Consider the following 16,546-nt stretch of genomic DNA (forward strand, 5'->3'; position numbering starts at 1 on the left):
ATCAGACGTTAAACCGGAAGTGGATTACGTCGCCGTCCTGCACGATGTATTCCTTACCTTCCAGGCGCCATTTTCCGGCATCCTTGGCACCGGCTTCGCCGTTGTACTTGACGAAATCGTCGTAGCTCACCACTTCAGCGCGGATGAAGCCGCGTTCAAAGTCGGTATGAATTACGCCGGCGGCCTGGGGCGCTGTTGCGCCCACTTTTACGGTCCAGGCCCGGACTTCCTTAACGCCGGCGGTAAAGTAGGTCTGCAGGTTCAGCAGGCCGTAGCCGCCACGAATCACCCGGTCCAGGCCGGGCTCGTCCATGCCCATTTCGTCCAGGAACATGGATTTCTCATCGTCTTCCAGTTCCGAGATCTCGGCTTCTATCTTGTTGCAGATGGGCACAACCACTGCGTTCTCGGATTCCGCGATCTGCTTTACGGTATCCAGGTGAGGGTTATTCTCGAACCCATCTTCGCTGACGTTGGCAATGTACATGGTGGGCTTGACGGTCAGCAGGCAGAGCTCACGGATCAGCGCCATTTTCTCTTTATCCAGATTCATGCTGCGAACGGGTTTGCCCTCATTCAGCACGGGAAGCAGGGTGTCGAAGACTTCCAGCTGGGCTTTGGCTTCCTTGTCACCGCTTTTTGCCACACGCTGTACCCGTTTGATGGCTTTCTCCACGGTTTCCAGATCAGCCAGCGCCAGCTCTGTGTTGATGATTTCGATGTCCGAGGCCGGGTCAATCTTGTTGGCGACGTGAATGACGTTGTCATCTTCAAAGCAGCGCACCACATGGGCAATGGCGTCAGTCTGGCGGATGTTGGCCAGAAACTGGTTGCCCAGGCCCTCACCTTTCGAGGCACCTTCCACCAGGCCGGCGATATCCACAAATTCCATGGTGGTCGCCACCACCTTTTCCGGCTTCACGATTTCGGCGAGCTTGTTCAGGCGGGGGTCGGGCATGGCCACGACGCCAGCGTTGGGCTCGATGGTGCAGAAGGGAAAGTTTTCCGCGCCAATGCCGGATTTGGTCAGCGCGTTGAACAGGGTGGATTTGCCCACGTTGGGCAGGCCTACGATGCCGCAGTTAAATCCCATGGAGTGCCTCTGCTGGGTGTGAAAATTTGGCCGGATTATACCGGTTTGAAGCTGTGCAAGCGATTCATGGCGGCGGGAAGTTTGCCGCTGGCAGCGTCCGGGAGTACACGAATAATCTCGTCGATGACCGCATTCAGCTCTTCGGTTTCCTGCTTGCCCAGGCGCCCGAGCACGTAACCGGTCACCTTGCGGCTGTCGCCAGGGTGGCCGATGCCGACCCGAAGCCTCAGGAATTCGTTAGTGCCCAGATGGGCGATGGTGTCCCGCAGACCGTTGTGGCCGCCGTGGCCGCCGCCTTTCTTGAACCTGGCGGTACCCGGGGGGATGTCTAGTTCGTCGTGGGCAACCAGAATCTGATGGGGTTCGATCTTGAAAAAATCGGCCAGCGCTTTGACAGAAAGCCCGCTGCGATTCATAAACGTGGAAGGGTTCAGCAGGTGCAGGTCAAGACCGTGCCACTGAAGCCGGGCGTAGAGCCCGTGATATTTCTTTTCGGGGCGGAGCGTCTGGCCCGCTTCACGGGCCAGAGCTTCAACGAAAAGGGCACCGGCGTTATGGCGGGTATTTTCATAGTCCGGGCCGGGATTCCCCAGCCCAACAACCATGACGATATCCTGATCCATCTGCCGGTGCCCTCGTCAGTCCAGGAGTGATTACTCCTTGTCTTCGCCTTCTTCACCTTCTTCGCCGCCTTCACCTTCTTCGGTGTCGTCGACTTTGGCTGCGCGCGGCTTGTGGATTGCAACCACTGGCAGGTCGTGATCTTCACCCTGGATCAGGGCAGCGATACGAACACCTTTTGTCAGCTTCAGATCGCTCAGGTGAACTACCTGGTCCATTTCCACTCCGCTCATATCAACTTCAATGAACTCGGGCAGATTCTGGGGCAGACAGATCACTTCCACTTCGTTGATCTGGTGGTGTGCAACGCCGCCATGCAGCTTGATAGCCGGTGCGGTATCTTCATTGATGAAGTGCAGCGGTACGTTGACGTGGATCTCGTGATCCTTGTCGACGCGAAGGAAGTCAGCGTGGGTCAGCAGGGCCTTGTAGGGGTGGCGCTGCAGATCCTTCAAAATAACGCTTTCTTTCTTGCCGTCCAGCTCAATGGTCAGAACGTGGGAGAAGAAGGCTTCGTTTTCCAGTGCCTTCTTCAGCTCGTTGTGCCAGATCGAGATGCTGGTGGCATCCTTGTTCCCGCCATAAATGATGGCCGGAATCTTCTTCTCCTCACGACGCAGGCGGCGGCTCGCACCTCTCCCCTGATCGCCACGAGGAAATGCTTCGATTACAAATTCCTGAGACATGGTATTAACCTCAATCGTCACCTGAAGGGCCCGCGACCAGGCGTGAAATCAGGTGATGTTTCTGAAAAGCCGGTTTTCCGGCTGACTAAAAGAGACGGGAGCCTATTGAGGCTCCCGACCCGGTAACTGCTTGTTCTGACTGCCTTAAAACAGAATCCGGCAGGTCAGACGTTCTCGAACATGGCACTGATGGACTCTTCGTTACTGACGCGACGAATAGATTCGGCCAGCAGTCCCGCCATTTCGAGGACGCGGATTCTATCACAATTCTTGGCTTTGTCACCCAACGGGATGGTATCGCAGACCACCAGCTCATCAAGTTGTGAGGCGTTGATGTTGTCAACGGCCGGTCCCGAGAGCACCGGGTGGGTGATATAGGCAACGACCTTGGCAGCGCCATGATCTTTCAGGGCGTTGGCAGCCTTACAAAGCGTGCCTGCGGTGTCGATAATGTCGTCCACCAGGATACAGGTCTTGTCTTTAACGTCGCCGATGATGTGCATCACCTGGGATACGTTGGCTTTGGGGCGGCGCTTGTCGATGATTGCCAGGTCGGCGTCATCCAGTTTCTTGGCCACGGCCCGGGCGCGAACCACGCCGCCAACGTCCGGGGAGACCACAACAAAGTTCTCAAAGCGCTGCTTCTCGATGTCCTGCAGCATGACCGGGGTGGCGTAGATGTTGTCCACCGGAATGTCGAAGAAGCCCTGGATCTGATCGGCGTGAAGGTCGACGGTCAGTACACGGTCGACGCCGATGCTGGAAATCATGTCGGCAACCACTTTGGCGCTGATCGCTACCCGCGTCGAACGGACGCGACGATCCTGGCGAGCATAGCCGTAATAGGGAATAACCGCCGTGACACGGGTGGCTGATGCGCGACGCAGGGCGTCTGCCATCACGATCAGTTCCATCAGGTTGTCATTGGTGGGGTTACAGGTCGGCTGAATGATAAAAACGTCGTGTCCGCGGACGTTCTCATTGATCTCGACGGTGGTTTCGCCGTCGCTGAAAGTGCCAACAGTAGCCTGGCCCATGGGAATATGCAGCTTCTGGGCGATGGCCTTGGCAAGCTCGGGATTGGCGTTGCCGGTAAAAATCATCAGTTTGGACACGACGGAATCCTTCTCGGTATCGGAAGTTGAATCAGAAGAATCGGAAGAAAGGTGGCTGGGGTGGCAGGATTCGAACCTGCGCATGACGGGATCAAAACCCGTTGCCTTACCACTTGGCGACACCCCAGTATCGTGCTTTTTTGGCATCAGTTCAGCTCTGTCAGCTTTTTGTGAAGTGGTGAAATGTTCACCCCTTTAGCTACGAACCCGCTGATGCCGGAAGGTCTGCTTGCCCAGATTTTCCGGGCTTTGGATTCTGTTGGGAAACGTCCAAATATGCAAGCCCCGGTTCCGGTTAATCTTGCAGGTCCGAATTGTGCAAGCCATTCCAGGCCTTGATGAACCTCAGGATACAGTCTGCGAACTACATCCTCACAGTCGTTTCGGTACCTCGAGGCGTCTCCCTCAAAAGCGGGCGCTATTTTGATTCTGGGGGTGTTCCTTGTCAACCCTTGCTCGGAAAAAATCTCCCCCGTGCTGATGTCGCAGCGGGGCTTAAGCACCACAAACCAGTCTTCCGGTGGCTGGGCCGGGGTGAGCTTTTCACCCACACCTTCCCCCCAGGCAGCGTGCCCGAGTACAAACACCGGTACGTCCGCACCCAGGTCCAATCCCAGCTGTGCCAGGCGCTCCAAGGTCATGTCCAGGCCCCACAGCCGGTTGAGGGCGAGCAGCGTTGTGGCGGCGTTGGAGCTTCCGCCGCCAAGGCCGCCGCCCATTGGCAACTGCTTGTGGATATGGATTGTGACGCCCGGAACGGGGCAGGAGGCGGAATCGGCCATTAACCGGGCAGCACGGTAGATCAGGTTGTCCTGGTCCGCCACGCCGGGCAGGGATTCGGCCAGAACGATGCGACCGTCGTCGCGCGGTGCAACGGTAATCTCGTCGCCGTAATCCAGAAACTGGAACAGGGTCTGCAGCTCGTGGTAACCATCATCCCGCTTGCCGAGGATGTGGAGGAACAGGTTGAGCTTGGCCGGCGCAGGCAGGGTCAGGCTCTGCTTTTGGAGCACGGTTGCGTTCACGGTTGCGAGCCTTCCGCAAGCTGCCAGTCCGACACCACCAGGCGAACCCGCTTTTCACCTTTAACTGCCGTCAGCCGGGCAGGCAGAGGTGGGTATTCCTCCAGAAAGCGATTCCAGCTGTCGTAGCGAATCTCCCAGCCCTGCTGGCGAATCAGCGCAAGCTGGCCCTGATCGTTGAAAAGTAGCCTGTAATCTCCATTGGTGCCGGGCAGGCCTTTGATCCAGCGGGTCAGGTTGCCCAGAGGCAGCTGCCAGCCGGTCGCCGCTTCAACCAGCGCTTCCGGGTCGCCGGACTGATAACGGTCACCGCTGGGAAGGGTCAGGGTGATAAACCCTGGCGTCCCCTCCAGCCGCGTGCTGCCCATGCCAAGAAATGATGAGGACAGGCCGATGTCGTAGGCGTTTCCGCTCTGTTTCCAGTGGTTGATGATGGCCGTGCCGCTGTCGGAAGGCTGGCGTACAGCCAGTTTTCCGGCCAATTTCCAGCGGGTGAGGTCATTCAGCCGTGCTATGCGTTCCGGCCAGTTCTCGGGTTGTTGATCGCTCAGGCCCTCGGGCAGCGGTTCCAGATCGATGGATGCACAGCCGGCAATGGACAACAGCAACGCGAGAAGGCCAATGCGGAATATCACTGGGCGGCGTCTCCTGTGAGACGGTTGATCGTTTCATTCAGAATCGGGTGCTCCGGGGCTTCCTTCAGGGCTCTTTCCCAGATCATGCGGGCCTGGCTGCGGTCACCGGTTGTCCAGAGCACTTCGCCCAGGTGGGCCGCCACTTCCGGATCGGGGAAGGCTTCCCAGGCACGTGTCAGGTAATCCAGGGCCTGATCGGTGTTGCCCTGTTTAAACAGCACCCAGCCCATGCTGTCGAGAATGGCAGGGTTTTCCGGGTCCAGCTCCAGCGCCTGCTCAATCATTGACCGGGCCTCGGTGTAGCGCTCCGAGCGCGTGGTCAGGATATACCCAAGAGCATTCAGGGCCACGGCGTTGTCCGGGTCGGCTTCAATAATCATGCGCAGGTCGGCCTCTGCGGCCTGGTAGCGGCCCATGCTGTCCAGCAGCATTGCGCGGGCATAACGCAGGGATACATTATCCGGATAAACCTCCAGCGCGGCATTGGCCGCTTCCAGAGCCCGGGCATCGCTGCCCTTGTCGACCAGCAGATTCACTTCCAGCAGCCAGAGGTTTTCGGCTTGCTTCGGGTTGCCCTCGCGGAGGGTCTGAATGTGCGCCAGGGCGGCGTCGAGGTTGCCCTGTTCCGCTTTAAGCTCGCTCGCCCGGGCCAGGGCCGGGAAGTAGTAGTTGCCGGATGCTACGTTGTCGTAAAAGCCGATGGCCTTTTCGGGTCGGTTGTTCTGATCAGCGATCCGGCCCAGATAATAGTGCGCTTCGTCCGTGTGATGACCCTGCTCGATCAGGCGAGTCAGTTCGTCCCTCGCCAGCTCGATTTCGCCGTTTTCCAGCGCCACCAGGGCATGGGATAAACGCAGGCCGGGAACATCCGGAAACTGATTGACCAGCCGTTTGAATTCGTCCTGCGCGGCCTGTAGCTCGCCCTCGCCAATCAACATGCGACCGTAAAGGGTGCCCATCTGACGGTTGTCAGGGAAGCGGCGGGTATTGCGCTGCAGGTGATTGAGGGCCTCACGCTTTTGGTCGGTTTCATAGAGCAGGTCGCCTTTCAGCACCAGAGCCGGCTGGAAGTCGGGGTTCTTTTCCAGCAACGGCTCCAGTTGTGCCAGGGCCTGTTGTGGGTCGCCGGTGACTTTCATCAACAGGGCGATGCTGAACTGGAGTTCGGGGTTATCGGGGTGCCGCTGTTCCAGCTGCTGATACAGTCCCAACAGCTCCTGCTGCTTTTCTGGCGGCAGGTTGCCGGCCATGGCGGCAAGGCTGTCGAAATCAGCGTCGCCGCCCAGGTCCATGATGGTTTCCATGTGGCCCAGGGCTGCCTCAAGGTCGTTCTGCTTGACCGCCTGGATCGCCAGAACCCGATGCGCCTGAAGGTTTTCCGGCTCTATCTCCACCCACAGATTGGCCAGCTGGCGCTGGGCGTTATCGGCGTTCAGTGATTGGGCAATGCGCAGTGTGCGTTTGATCACGCCCACATCCCGGGAAAGTTTCGCAGCTTTCAAATAATTGACCAGAACCACATCATAGCGCCCGCGCTGGGCTGCAATCTCGGCGGAAAGCAGCAGATAGAGAACTTCCGGCTCCAAATCCGCGTATTCTGTCTGCGGTTGCGCTTCGGCACTCTGAGATTGCGATTGTGTTGATTGGCTTTGTTCTTCACTCTGGTCCGCTGACGCGGCAGCCTCTTCTTCGAACGGGGTTTTAAGTACGGCGCAGCCGGCCATCGTCAGGCCGAGAAGGCAGGTAACAAGCGTAAGAGCAGGCTTTTGCATGCAACATCCCATGATCAGGTGAGGCTGGAATCGACAAGGCTGTATCATCGCACAAGCTTCCGGAGTTGCCCAACCTGTCGGCCTGTCTCACTTACTTGCGGCGAAGTTTACCGTTATAGGGATGATTACGTGGCCGGAGGATAGGCCATTCGGGTAGCGGCAGGGGCTCCCGACCGTTAAAATACGTGTATTCGTTAATGACTATAAGGCAGTTGTCACCTCCTATGGCATTGGTCACTCTGGGAATCAATCACCGCACCGCACCAGTCGAGTTGCGTGAGCGCGTTGCGTTCGCGCCGGACCGGATGGCGGACGCCTTTGCCGAACTGAAGGCCACTTCCGGTGCCTCCGAAGCTGCTATTCTTTCTACCTGCAACCGCACCGAGATCTACCTTGCCGGCGACGACGACTGTGCCCCGGCGGTGCTTCGCTGGCTGGCAGGGTTTCACGGCCTGCCCGCCGGAGATCTGGAAGAAGCGCTTTATGTCTACCGTGACGCAGAAGCCGTGCGGCATGTGATGCGGGTGGCTGCCGGGCTGGATTCCATGGTGCTGGGCGAGCCGCAGATTCTGGGCCAGTTGAAAGACGCCTACGCCATGGCGCGGGAGCATCAGGCCAGTGGCGGCTTTCTGTCTCGCCTGTTCGAGCAGACCTTCTCAGTAGCCAAGCGCATACGGACGGAAACCGCCATCGGCGAGAACCCGGTATCCGTCGCCTACGCCGCGGTCAGCATGGCGCACCATATCTTTTCCGATATGTCCCGTCACAAGGCTCTACTGATCGGTGCCGGCAAAACCATTGAGCTGGTATCCCGCCACCTGGCAGACGCCGGTGTTAAGGATTTTCTGGTGGCCAACCGGACGCTCGAACGCGCCCAGACCCTGGCCCAGGCAAGAGGCGGACGGGGCATTCTGCTGTCGGAGATTCCGGATCATCTGGCGGATGTGGATATCATTATTTCGTCCACCGCCAGCCCGTTGCCGATTCTGGGCAAAGGTGCGGTGGAGCGCACCCTGAAAAAACGCAAGCACCGCCCCTATTTCATGGTGGATATTGCAGTCCCCCGGGATATTGAACCGGAAGTGGGCTCACTGGCGGACGTATTTCTTTACACGGTAGACGATCTGCGCCAGGTGATTGAGGAAAACGTCCGCTCCCGCGAGGGCGCCGCGCGGGAAGCCGAGAACCTGGTGGCCGATGGCGTAGGCCAGTTCCTCAGTCAGTTGCGGGCACTGGACGCGGTGTCTACCCTCAAACAGTTCCGCCAGCGGGCGGAAACCCTGCGTGACGCGGAAACCGAAAAGGCCCTGCGGTCGCTGCGAAATGGCGCCGACCCGGAGACTGTTCTGCGCAGCATGGCGCGGGGGCTGACCAACAAACTTCTGCACGAACCTTCCATCCAGGTCCGCAAGGCCACCACCGAAGGCCGGCCCGAAGTCACCGAGTGGCTGCGAGAGCTGCACCAGCTCGATTCCCTGGAAGCCGACGAACCGATCATCCCGGAAAAACTATGAAGCCATCCATCCAGTCCCGCCTTGAGCAGCTTAAAGAACGCTTCGAGGAGGTCAGTGCGTTGCTGAGTGATCAGGGCACAATTGCCAATCAGGACAAATTCCGGGACCTGTCCAAGGAATATGCGGAAATCGAACCGATTGTCCATTGTTTCGAAATCTGGCAGCAGGCACGGGCGGACATGGAAGAAGCTACCGAGCTGGCCCGGGACGGTGACGGCGAGATGCGGGCCATGGCGGAAGAGGAACTGGCCGCCGCCGAACGCAAAAGCGAGGAGCTGGACGAAGAGTTGCAGCGTCTGATGCTGCCCAAGGATCCCAACGACGGCAAGAACGTGTTTCTGGAAATCCGGGCCGGTACCGGCGGCGATGAGGCAGCGATTTTTGCCGGGGATCTTTTCAAGATGTACATGCGCTATGCCGAAAAGCACAACTGGCAGGTGGAAGTGCTGAGCGAGAGTGGAGGCGAGCACGGAGGTTATAAAGAGGTCATTGCCCGGCTGGCCGGCAATGCGGTCTACGGTGCCCTGAAATTCGAGTCCGGCGCCCATCGGGTGCAGCGGGTTCCGGAGACCGAATCCCAGGGGCGCATTCACACCTCGGCCTGTACCGTTGCGGTGATGCCCGAAGCGGATGAAGCCGAAGCCATCGATATCAATAAATCGGACCTGCGGGTGGACACCTTCCGGGCGTCCGGGGCCGGTGGTCAGCACGTTAACAAAACGGATTCGGCGATTCGCATTACCCACATTCCCACCGGCATAGTGGTGGAGTGCCAGGAAGAGCGTTCTCAGCACAAGAACCGCGCCAAGGCCATGAGCTTTCTGGCTTCCCGGTTGAAGAACGAGGAGCTTGAGCGTCAGCAGAAATCCATTGCCGATACCCGCAAAAGCCTGGTGGGCAGCGGCGACCGGTCCGAGCGTATCCGCACCTACAACTTCCCCCAGGGGCGGGTCACCGACCATCGTATCAACCTGACGCTCTACAAGCTCGACGAAGTTATGTCCGGCGACCTGGATTCAGTGATCGGACCTCTTAGGCAGGAACACCAGGCCGATCTCCTGGCCTCCCTGGCCGATGACTGACGCGCCGGAAACCTGTGAAGCGCTGATCCGGGAGGCGGCCCGATCTATTGGCGGCGAGTCGCCGCGGCTGGACGCGGAATTGCTCTTGGGCCAAGCCTCTGGCTGGACGCGGACCAGCTTTCGCGCCTGGCCTGAGCGCCAGCCCACCCCGGGGGTTGTGGCGCAATTCCGGTCGCTGGTGGAACGCCGGATCAAGGGGGAGCCGATTGCTCATCTGCTGGGGGAGCAGGAATTCTGGTCGCTTCGCCTGAAGGTGAACCCGTCCACTCTGATTCCGCGGCCCGACACCGAATGCCTGGTTGAGGCCGCGCTTGCACTGCCGCTGCCGGCCCAGGCGGCCGTGCTGGACCTGGGCACCGGCACCGGTGCCATTGCGCTTGCCCTGGCCAGCGAACGGCCGGACTGGACCATTCACGCCTGTGATGCCGAAGCCCAGGCAGTGGCGCTGGCGGGGGCCAACGCCGCAGCCCTTGGGCTGTCGGTGAAACTGTTCCAGAGCGACTGGTTTTCGCGCGTGCCGCCGCAAAGCTATCATCTGATCGTGTCCAATCCGCCGTATGTGGCAGAGAGCGATGAGCATCTGGGCCAGGGTGATGTGCGGTTCGAGCCTGCCTCGGCACTGATTTCCGGCCCCGACGGTCTTAACGACATCCGCCAGATTCTGGGCGAGGCCCCTGGCCGGCTGGAGCCCGGTGGCTGGCTGCTGGTGGAGCATGGCTATAATCAGGGGCAGGCGGTAAGGACGCTATTTACTGAGGCCGGCTTTGATTATGTTGAAACCCGCCAGGACTATGGCCAACGGGACCGTTTCACGTTGGGTTGCTGCAACGCTTGCCTGAATCCTTGTCCAAACCCAGGCGCTGATGAATCCAACAACCAGGGAGCAGCCTGAATGCTGAATGACGAAGAACTGCTGCGCTACAGTCGCCAGATTTTGCTGCCGAATTTTGACGTCCACGGCCAGGCCAGCCTGAAGTCCGCCCGCGTGCTGGTAGTCGGAGCCGGCGGGCTGGGCTGCCCGGTGGCGCTGTACCTGGGCGCCGCCGGTGTCGGTCACCTGACAATTGTGGACGACGACCGCATCGAGCTTGCCAACCTTCAGCGTCAGATCGCCTTTGATCAGCACAGCCTCAGCTCAGGTAAGGCCGAGGCGTTGGCCGCAAGGGTTCGCGAGCTCAACCCGGAAGTTTCCGTAACGGCCATGGAATCCCGGCTGGTAGATGAGGAACTGGAACAACAGGTGGCGGCGGCCAGTCTTGTGGTTGATTGCAGCGACAATTTCGCTACCCGGTTCGCCCTGAATCGGGCCAGCGTTGCCGCCGGTGTGCCGCTGGTATCCGGCGCGGCCATCCGGGGCGAAGGCCAGCTCACCGTTTACGACCCAAGAGATGCCTCCAGCCCCTGCTACCACTGCTTGTACTCCGAACAGGGCAACGAGGAGCTGACCTGCTCCCAGGCCGGCGTGATTGGCCCACTGGTGGGCATGATCGGCGCGTCCCAGGCCATGGAAGCCATCAAGGTGATTGCCGGCGTTGGCAGGCCATTGGTGGGGCGGCTGCTTCTGCTGGATGCCTGGCAGATGGAGTGGCGGGAGATGAAACTGGCCCGCGATCCGGGCTGCCCGGTCTGTCGCAACACCAGGTTGGCATAGCCCGGCCATGGGAATAACCGAGAACCTCCTCTCGACTGGCCAGATTGTTCTGACCGGTCTGATCTTTCTGGTGATTCTAATCATTGCAATACACCGCATCGACTGGCGCGCGTTCCGGGCCGACGATGCGCTGCAGCACACCTTCTATGGTGCAGCCATCGTGCTGGGCTTGTTATGGCAAATGCGAGCCGGTATCTCGCCGGGGCTTTCCATCCACGTGTTCGGTATTACCGTGGTCACGCTAATGATTGGCTGGTCGTTGGCGGTGCTGGCGGGCCTTATGGCGCTGGTGTTCACGGTCATGATCGGTGAGGAGCCAGTTTCGGCGTTTGCCGCGAATGGCCTGATTACGGTCATGATTCCAGCGTTGATCAGCCACGGAATCATGCTCTGGGAACGGCGCCGGGATTTTGGAAACTTCTTTGCCTACATTTTTGTCTGTGGCTTTTTCGGCGCTGGCTTGGCCGTGGCAGGTGCGGGCATAGTGATGTGTCTGCTTCTCTGGGCCGGGGAGGTTTACAGCTTCGACCAACTGGTGCACGAATACTTGCGCTACCTGCCGCTTTTCATGATTCCCGAGGGGTTTGCCAACGGCGCCTTCGTCACCGGCCTGATGGTGTTCCATCCGGACCAGCTCCGAACGCTGGACCAGCGGCGCTATCGCCGCTGACTCAGTCCTTTTTCAGCGCCTGGAATTTTTCAATGGCCGCTTTCCGGCTTTCCTTCAGGTCAACAATCGGCCGCGGATAACCTTTCGGCAAGACGCCCTTCTTTCCCGGCTCATGTATCTGCTTGTTGTCGAATTTGTTCAGCTCGGGAACGTACTGCCTGATGAAATCTCCGTTCGGGTCGAACCGTTCACTCTGGGTGGCAGGGTTGAACACCCGGAAGTAAGGAGCGGCATCGGTGCCGGTGGACGCACTCCACTGCCAGCCACCGTTGTTGGAGGCCAGAAAGCCGTCCACCAGTTTCGACATGAAATAGGCCTCGCCCAGACGCCAGTCGATGAACAGGTTCTTGGTCAGGAACATGGCGGTAATCATGCGCAGGCGGTTGTGCATCCAACCGGTCTGGTTGAGCTGGCGCATGGCGGCGTCGACGATGGGAATACCTGTCTGGCCGCTTTTCCAGGCCTCAAATTTGTCGCCCGGGGTGTTCCACGTCAGGGTGTCGGTTTCCGGTTTGAATGCCCGGTGCATGCTCACTCTGGGGTAGTGGTACAGAATATTGATGTAGAAATCCCGCCAGGCGATTTCGCTGGTCCAGGTGGTCAGACCCTCCTGATTGCCGCCCTGGCTTTGCCGCTCCTGGGTCGCTGTGAGGCACTGGCGGCCAGATAGCACACCGTTGGCAAGATAGGGCGAGATCATACTGGTGCCGTTGACCGCGGGCAGGTCCCTCAGTGCCTTGTAGTCACCGACGCGTTCGTTCAGGAATTGCTCGAGTTGTGTGTGGGCGGCATCTTCCCCGGTTTTCACCAGGGCTGGCGGCGGCTCGGGAAACTCCGCCGGGAAGAGCGCTGAGTTATCGAAGCGTTCAGGCTTGACGGGCTCACCCACGGGTGCCGGCACTGGAAACACTGACGGCCGGTTGTCATCAATCCACCGGCGCCAGCTGCGAGAGAAGGGCGTGAACACCGAATAGGGCTCGTCTTGCTGGGTCAGGATGCTGCCAACGGGCGCCACCGTCTGGTCCCGGTATTTGTTGACTTGTACGCCGAGGCTGTCCATTTCGGCCTTGACCGCTTTGTCCCGCAGCCTCTCGTTAATCCCGTACTCCTCGTTGAAGTGCAAATGCCTGATACTGCGCGCCTTGCAAAGCTCCGACAGCTTATTGATACCAGATCGGAAATCCGGCGTGGTGATAAAGGTCATCGGAATGCCCAGCTCGGCCAGTCTCCGGGACAGAGCGTTGGCATGGTCCAGTACAAGCGATACCCGTGCGGGGGACCAGTCGTGTTCCTGCCACTGGCCCGGGGTAACGATAAAGCAGGCGTGAATTGGCCCGCCGTTTTTACAGGCGGCGGTCAGCGCGGCGTTGTCTGCCACTCGCAGATCGTTTCGGAACCAGACAAGTTGCGTCATAGAGGATCCTTGATGGAAATCATGGATTTAACTGGCAGTGCCCAATGCAGTCTATTCGCCGGAATAGCCTGATTGGATTATAGTTGTGTACAAACTCAGGAAGCCATCGGGCGTAAACGATTACAAAGGCACAGATGCAACAAACGATGACTCAAGGCATGGAAGATGGCGAATGGGCCCGGCCTTATACGCTGAGCCCCGGCGATACCCATTATCATGAGCTGAGCCACACCCAGGTGTGGGTGACGCTGCTTGAGCGCGAGTGGCGGGTGTGCTACCAGCGGGTGGCTGAAGATGATGATCAGGACCGTTGGTTGCAGTCTGCAGGCCAGGGGTTCCCGGCTGAAGATCTCTCGGAGCAGCGCTTTGTAAGGCCGGATTCGGGCAACCAGGTGACCTATCAGCCGGTGATGTCCAAGCTGGCTATGGTGATCCGGCCCTATCAGCCGCTGACGATTCCGGCGGACAGTGAGTGCACCATCTATGTAGGTACTCTGCTGTGGATGCGGATTCAGGTCGGTGACAAGAGCACAAGGTTGCTGGAGTTGCCGCTGGCGGACCCAATGATGACCTGGGTGGGGCGCAACACCATGGAAGGCGAGCTGTGCTATTCCGCCGCCACCTTTGCGCGCCTGGTGCTGGAGTCGGTGCCCCAGCGACCCTGGAGGGCTATTACACCGGTCAGAATTGTTAACGATCAGAACGAACCTTTGTTGCTGGAGCGTTTCAATTTGCCAACGCCCCTGCTGTCTCTTCATCGAAACGCGCAGGGCCAGCTATGGACACCCGGCGTGACGGTCTATTGCGAATCCGGCATGAACTCGGCCAGGCTGCGCGTGGATTCCGGTGTTATGGCGGCGGCCGGCGATTGCTCGCTGGTAACGGCGGCGAGGGAGCAGCCATCCCGCGGCGGCCTGATCCGCGCCTATGACCGGATGTTTGGCTAATGTCGAGGATGATCGGTTTCCATTTCCTGGCGAACACATGGAGTGTCTATCTTGCCTGAACAGCTTCAGACCGGGTTTGCCGCCTTTGTATCGGGCATTGCCTGGGGTAAATGGATTGGTGTGTGTTTCCTGATTCTGCTGGGCGGTGTGTTGGCATCTCTTGCGGGCCGGGGCGTGAACCGTTTTATGCAGGAGCGTGCCTCGCGGCATCACACGGTGATGATGCGGCGGCTGGTGTTCTACCTGGTGCTGGTGATTTTTTTGATTGCCGCCCTGCGCGAAGCCGGGTTTTCCCTGGATGTGGTGCTGGGAGCCGCCGGTATACTGACCGTTGCCATCGGTTTTGCTTCTCAGACATCGGCCTCCAATATGATCAGTGGCCTGTTCCTGCTGGTTGAGAAGCCTTTTGAGATCGGCAATTTCATTGAAGTTGAGGGTCGAATCGGCGAGGTTGTGGCCATTGACATGCTGAGTGTGAAGCTGAGAACGCCGGACAACCTGTACGTTCGGATTCCCAATGAAACGCTGATCAAAACCCTGGTGATCAACCGGTCCCGTTTTCCCATCCGTCGGCTGGACCTGACGGTGGGCATTGCCTACGCCGAGGATGTAAGCCGGGTTGAAAATATTCTTCTGGACCTTGCCCGGCAGAACCCGTTCAGTCTTGAAGAGCCAAAAGCCTTCGTACTGGTGACCGGTTTCGGGCCGTCTTCAGTGGATCTGCAGTTTTCCTTCTGGTTGCCGGCCGATAAGGTGCTGGAAGGCAGAAGCCAGATGATGGTGGATATCAAGCGCACGCTGGACGAGCATGGCATTGAAATTCCTTTCCCGCACACCAGCGTGTACGCAGGAAGCCACTCGGAACCCTTCCGGGTTCAGCTTTTGAACCCGGAATCAATGACAAAAACAGGAGACCCGGATGTCGACCAGTAAGGATCAAAGCGCCAGTAATCAGGCCGCCGATCACACCGATGGCAAAATGGCGCTGGGCTGGCGCGAATGGGTAGCCCTGCCGGATTTTGACATCGGTAGAATCAAGGCAAAAGTGGATACCGGTGCCAGGACGTCCTGCCTGCACACATTTCGCACCGAGCCCTATACCGCCGCTGACGGCCATCGCCGTGTGCGGTTCTGGGTTCACCCGGTGCAGAACGATCTTCATCAGGTGGTTGAGTGCGACGCCGCTATACTTGACGAGCGCAACGTGTCTGATTCCGGTGGGCACAAGGAATTGCGCCTGGTGATTGAAACCCGGCTGGTGATTGGTGGTGAAGAATGGTTCATCGAAATGACGCTGACCAACCGTGATTCGATGCGATTCCGAATGTTGCTTGGCCGCACTGCAATGGCGCGCCGGGCGTTTGTAGTTCCTGAATGCTCCTATCTTGCCGGGGAACCGGCTCTAAGGAAGAAATAATGAAGATTGCGATTCTGTCGCGTAACCGGCATCTCTATTCAACCCGCCGCCTGGTGGAAGAGGGTATTAACAAAGGGCACGACGTCAAAGTGATCGATGCCCTGCATTGCTCGATGAATATCACCTCGGCCGACCCCAGAATTCATTACCATGAGGAAGTGCTGGAAAACTTCGACGTGGTTATTCCACGGATCGGTGCGTCCGTCACCTTCTACGGCACGGCGGTGTTGCGCCAGTTCGAGATGATGGGCGTATTTCCTGTCAACGAATCGGTGGCCATCACGCGGTCCCGTGACAAGTTGCGCTCTTTGCAGCTGCTGGCCCGCAAGGGCGTCGGCATGCCGGTCACCGGATTTGCCAACAAGCCGGACAACGTGCCGGAGCTCCTGAGCATGGTGGGCGGTGCGCCGGTGGTGATCAAGCTGCTTCAGGGCACTCAGGGCATTGGCGTGGTACTGGCGGAAACCCGCAAAGCCGCGGAAAGCGTCATCGAAGCCTTTATGGGACTGAAAGCCGATATTCTGGTGCAGGAATTCATCAAGGAAGCCGGCGGCGCCGATATCCGCTGCTTTGTTATTGGCGATAAGGTGATCGCCGCCATGAAACGCCAGGGTGGGGAAGGCGAATTCCGATCCAACCTTCATCGTGGCGGCACTGCGTCGCTGGTGAGGATTACACCCGAGGAACGCCGCACCGCCATAACAGCCGCCAAGTCCATGGGCCTGAACGTAGCGGGTGTGGATCTGTTGCGTTCCAGCCGGGGTCCGCTGGTGATGGAAGTGAACTCCTCGCCCGGACTTGAGGGTATTGAAAACGCCACCGGCAAGAATGTGGCGGGCATGATTATCAACTGGACCGAAAAAAACCAGAAGCCCTGGAAGACCCGCACCAAGGGAGGCGGCTGATT

17 protein-coding genes and 1 tRNA gene are annotated in these 16,546 nt (G+C 58.9%); 9 read left to right on the forward strand and 9 right to left on the reverse strand.

Going from position 1 to position 16,546, the window contains the following annotated elements; translation table 11 throughout:
* Nucleotide 1: 1 nt before the first annotated feature.
* The 8 genes from ychF to FPL19_RS10945 form a co-directional block, all read right to left on the reverse strand.
* Entirely contained in the window at nt 2-1,093 is a 1,092-nt protein-coding gene (gene ychF / locus FPL19_RS10910; protein WP_150912600.1) for a redox-regulated ATPase YchF, read from the reverse strand.
* A gap of 35 nt (nt 1,094-1,128) precedes the next feature.
* The gene (pth, locus tag FPL19_RS10915; RefSeq protein ID WP_150912601.1) at nt 1,129-1,716 is read right to left on the reverse strand and encodes an aminoacyl-tRNA hydrolase; all 588 of its coding nucleotides are present in this window, start codon (nt 1,714-1,716) and stop codon (nt 1,129-1,131) included.
* A gap of 30 nt (nt 1,717-1,746) precedes the next feature.
* Nucleotides 1,747-2,400: a 50S ribosomal protein L25/general stress protein Ctc gene (locus FPL19_RS10920; protein WP_150912602.1), complete on the reverse strand. Its 654-nt coding sequence runs from the start codon at nt 2,398-2,400 to the stop codon at nt 1,747-1,749.
* Between the two features lie 164 nt (nt 2,401-2,564).
* Nucleotides 2,565-3,515: a ribose-phosphate pyrophosphokinase gene (locus tag FPL19_RS10925; protein WP_150912603.1), complete on the reverse strand. Its 951-nt coding sequence runs from the start codon at nt 3,513-3,515 to the stop codon at nt 2,565-2,567.
* Between the two features lie 52 nt (nt 3,516-3,567).
* A tRNA-Gln gene (locus FPL19_RS10930) sits at nt 3,568-3,642 on the reverse strand.
* Nucleotides 3,643-3,661: 19 nt separating this feature from the next.
* Nucleotides 3,662-4,540, reverse strand: a complete 879-nt coding sequence (gene ispE, locus FPL19_RS10935; RefSeq protein WP_225314396.1) for a 4-(cytidine 5'-diphospho)-2-C-methyl-D-erythritol kinase — start codon at nt 4,538-4,540, stop codon at nt 3,662-3,664.
* On the reverse strand, nt 4,537-5,169 hold the full coding sequence (gene lolB, locus FPL19_RS10940) for a lipoprotein insertase outer membrane protein LolB (protein ID WP_404802832.1): 633 nt from the start codon (nt 5,167-5,169) through the stop codon (nt 4,537-4,539). The genes ispE and lolB overlap by 4 nt, the downstream gene beginning before the upstream one ends.
* The gene (locus FPL19_RS10945) at nt 5,169-6,944 is read right to left on the reverse strand and encodes a tetratricopeptide repeat protein (protein WP_150912605.1); all 1,776 of its coding nucleotides are present in this window, start codon (nt 6,942-6,944) and stop codon (nt 5,169-5,171) included. Before FPL19_RS10945 ends, lolB begins: the two co-directional genes overlap by 1 nt.
* A gap of 224 nt (nt 6,945-7,168) precedes the next feature.
* Between FPL19_RS10945 and hemA the strand changes: the two genes are divergently transcribed.
* Genes hemA through FPL19_RS10970 form a run of 5 tightly spaced genes read left to right on the forward strand, consistent with a single transcriptional unit; the run spans nt 7,169 to nt 11,861 of the window.
* Entirely contained in the window at nt 7,169-8,458 is a 1,290-nt protein-coding gene (hemA, locus tag FPL19_RS10950; RefSeq protein WP_150912606.1) for a glutamyl-tRNA reductase, read from the forward strand.
* Entirely contained in the window at nt 8,455-9,540 is a 1,086-nt protein-coding gene (gene prfA / locus FPL19_RS10955; RefSeq protein ID WP_150912607.1) for a peptide chain release factor 1, read from the forward strand. The genes hemA and prfA overlap by 4 nt, the downstream gene beginning before the upstream one ends.
* Nucleotides 9,533-10,432 carry a peptide chain release factor N(5)-glutamine methyltransferase gene (gene prmC, locus FPL19_RS10960; RefSeq protein ID WP_150912608.1) on the forward strand — a complete coding sequence of 300 codons (900 nt, stop codon included), beginning with the start codon at nt 9,533-9,535 and terminating at the stop codon, nt 10,430-10,432. Before prfA ends, prmC begins: the two co-directional genes overlap by 8 nt.
* A complete protein-coding gene (locus tag FPL19_RS10965) occupies nt 10,433-11,191 on the forward strand; it encodes a HesA/MoeB/ThiF family protein (protein ID WP_150912609.1) in 759 nt (252 codons plus the stop codon).
* Nucleotides 11,192-11,198: 7 nt separating this feature from the next.
* Nucleotides 11,199-11,861, forward strand: coding sequence for an energy-coupling factor ABC transporter permease (locus tag FPL19_RS10970; RefSeq protein ID WP_150912610.1), 663 nt, complete (start codon nt 11,199-11,201; stop codon nt 11,859-11,861).
* 1 nt (nt 11,862) lies between these two features.
* On the opposite strand, the gene phrB is transcribed toward FPL19_RS10970, so the two are convergent.
* On the reverse strand, nt 11,863-13,275 hold the full coding sequence (phrB, locus tag FPL19_RS10975; RefSeq protein WP_150912611.1) for a deoxyribodipyrimidine photo-lyase: 1,413 nt from the start codon (nt 13,273-13,275) through the stop codon (nt 11,863-11,865).
* Between the two features lie 134 nt (nt 13,276-13,409).
* Between phrB and FPL19_RS10980 the strand changes: the two genes are divergently transcribed.
* From FPL19_RS10980 to rimK, 4 genes are read left to right on the forward strand one after another with little or no spacing between them, the layout of a single operon-like run.
* Nucleotides 13,410-14,222, forward strand: coding sequence for a hypothetical protein (locus FPL19_RS10980; RefSeq protein WP_225314397.1), 813 nt, complete (start codon nt 13,410-13,412; stop codon nt 14,220-14,222).
* A 51-nt stretch (nt 14,223-14,273) separates the two neighbouring features.
* Nucleotides 14,274-15,155: a mechanosensitive ion channel family protein gene (locus tag FPL19_RS10985; protein ID WP_150912612.1), complete on the forward strand. Its 882-nt coding sequence runs from the start codon at nt 14,274-14,276 to the stop codon at nt 15,153-15,155.
* A complete protein-coding gene (locus FPL19_RS10990) occupies nt 15,142-15,639 on the forward strand; it encodes an ATP-dependent zinc protease family protein (protein WP_150912613.1) in 498 nt (165 codons plus the stop codon). The genes FPL19_RS10985 and FPL19_RS10990 overlap by 14 nt, the downstream gene beginning before the upstream one ends.
* Nucleotides 15,639-16,544, forward strand: coding sequence for a 30S ribosomal protein S6--L-glutamate ligase (rimK, locus tag FPL19_RS10995; RefSeq protein WP_150912614.1), 906 nt, complete (start codon nt 15,639-15,641; stop codon nt 16,542-16,544). Before FPL19_RS10990 ends, rimK begins: the two co-directional genes overlap by 1 nt.
* The last annotated feature ends 2 nt before the right edge of the window (nt 16,545-16,546 follow it).

The sequence above is a fragment of the Marinobacter halotolerans genome (genome assembly GCF_008795985.1).
Lineage (GTDB): Bacteria > Pseudomonadota > Gammaproteobacteria > Pseudomonadales > Oleiphilaceae > Marinobacter > Marinobacter halotolerans.